This window comes from Candidatus Zixiibacteriota bacterium, assembly GCA_026397505.1.
Classification (GTDB): domain Bacteria; phylum Zixibacteria; class MSB-5A5; order GN15; family PGXB01; genus JAPLUR01.
This window is the reverse complement of the sequence record JAPLUR010000002.1, coordinates 1-2530: the sequence shown is the minus strand read 5'-3', so window position 1 is coordinate 2530 and position 2530 is coordinate 1. Positions and strand designations below refer to the sequence as shown.

At 49.0% G+C, this 2530-nt stretch carries 1 protein-coding gene; it reads left to right on the top strand.

Annotated elements, in window-relative coordinates; genetic code table 11:
* Positions 1-303 precede the first annotated feature (303 nt).
* On the top strand, positions 304-2530 hold a 2227-nt coding region (locus NT002_00050; protein MCX6827670.1), incomplete at its 3' end, for a hypothetical protein.

The following is a 2530-nucleotide window of genomic DNA, read 5'->3' as shown; positions in this document are numbered from 1 at the left end:
TTCTCCTGCTAAAATCTAACTCGTTATACGACATTAGGTGTCTCCTTTTGAATCAGCTTGTAAATCTTAAGGATACACCTCTTGTCGTTTTTACACACTTATAAAGATATTACCTGGAAAATATATCATTTCAAATATCAGTTGACATCCGTCACAGCGTCTATTAACTTAAAGTGCATACGCGCCCGAATCATCGAAGGACATTTGGACGACAATTATATGAATTTGCTCTTCAGGCATATAGCGCTTATTGTCTGTCTGTCAACCACCGCAGCTCAAGGCAGAAATCTCTTGGAACAGCCAATGCCCCAGCTTAACAAAGTGAGCGACAGTACTCCCTATGTCACACTTGCTGTGCATGACGTGGGGAAGATGGCCCTTGCCGTCACCAACTATGGTGTCATCGGGCGAAGTGTTAATCTGGATATTCTTGATCCATTAACGGGGCAACAACTTCCTTCACTCAGTTACCCGAAGGGTTACGGTCTGACCTACCTTTATGAGGGTGGGTACTGGGTGGGCGCCATCGTCGGGCGCGATACCCTTGTCTCTACCGCCTGTGGCGCCGATTTTGGAATCACTGAATTCTGGCCGCCGGCCTTTCCCTCGGGTGATATTCGGTATCATTCTACCAGAAACCCGGAATCGCCCGATTATTACGGTGCCATCTCCCAACAGGATTATTCATCGATATTTTATGACACGCTGACCAGCGCCCGCTATACCGGCTATGATTACTATTCGCGGCGCTGGCATCGTCCATTACATATCCAGTTCAATCAAAATAGCTATGCCTGGGGTTATGATTACACCGAGGATTTCGTGATTATTGATTGCAGCATTGCCAATATCGGTCTTTATGATCTCGAGCAGGTTTATGTCGGCATCTATATGGATAATGACATTGGCCGCGATTTCCGCAACGTTTCCTATGATGACATATGTGGTTTTAAAAAAGCCTATCGCTCCCGCTACATTGCGGGTTTGACCGACACGATCAACATTGCCTGGGCCGCCGATAATGATGGCGACCCCAGCGCAAGCGGATATTATCAAGGCTATTTTTCACCCACCTCCGTTGTCGGCACCCGCCTTCTCCGTACCCCGGCCGAATCTCTCGCCTACAATTTCAATTGGTGGATTTCCGGTAATGAACCGACTGATGATTGGGGACCTCGGAGAACGGGTACCCCTGATGATCCTTTCCGGTCATTTGACGGTTTTCTCGGGACGCCGGTCGGCGATATGAATAAATATTACATGATGAGTCACCCGGAATTCGATTATGATCAGTGGGAGACAGCCACGGATCATAGTCCCGAGGGTTGGCTTCCCCCTCCTGCTTATGCCAATGTCGTTTCCTATGGAGCCGATATTCGATATATCCTTTCCTTCGGACCATTCAATCTGGGCCAGGGTGACATTGCTCCTTTCACTTTTGCAATCATTGCCGGGCAGGATTTTCATGCCCAGACTCGCCCTGGCCAGCAGCCCCGGCCCCATTATCCATTCGCCGATATCAGCCTCAATGCCGTCTGGGCCGGCTGGATATTCGATAATCCGGGCGTCGATACCGACGGTGATGGTTACAAAGGAAAGTACCATACCTTTTGCCTCGATTCGGTTGTGGCCGGTATCGATACCATCTTCTCCCCGATTGATACGATTTACGACACCAGTTGGTATTGTGAGTATGGCGACACCATCTACTATGAGGGTGATGGAGTTGCCGATTTTCGCGGTGCCGGCCCTCCTCCAAGTTCCAGAGTTCGTCTCTTTCCCCGGATTAACACATATAATGAAGGCGAGATTACGGTAAGCTGGAACGGACGCCTTTCTGAAACGACACCCGACCAGTTCAGTCAACGAATTGATTTCGAGGGGTTTCGTGTCTACATTTCCAATACCGGAAGAGCCTACGAATACACCTTGCTGGTTTCATTTGACATAGAGGACTATAACCGCTGGGAATTTGACATCGACCTCAAGAGCTGGATTATTAAGAGTCAGCCATTTGATATGCGACTCTTAAGAAATATCTATGGCGATAATATTGAACCCTCCAAATATTATGATTCCGACCACCTGTTGGTGTTTTTTAATCCCCGCACCCGACGCAATGAGTCCTGCTTTTTCACCCGCCACGATTGGAACCAATCGGATCTGACCGACACGACCAGAATCCATAGGATTTATCCGGATCAGCCGTATCCCTCGACTCTGAATCTCGACAGCGCCAGAATGTTCTATCCCGATGAGTTGACCGAGGAAGGGGAAATGAAATATTTCGAATACGAATATACCATAAGACGCCTTCTCCCTTCTCAGCCTTACTATGTATCGGTGACTTCCTTTGACCAGGGTTTTCCGGCCCGCAATCTGGGCGCCCTGGAAACGGATCCCACCATGAATGCCCAGCGTGAATTCGCCCAGAATTCCAGCGACCTGGTCATCCAGAAAGACATCGGCGTCATCGTCTATCCCAATCCGTATCGTATCGACGGCGGTTACCGCGAGCGGTTCGAGGGAT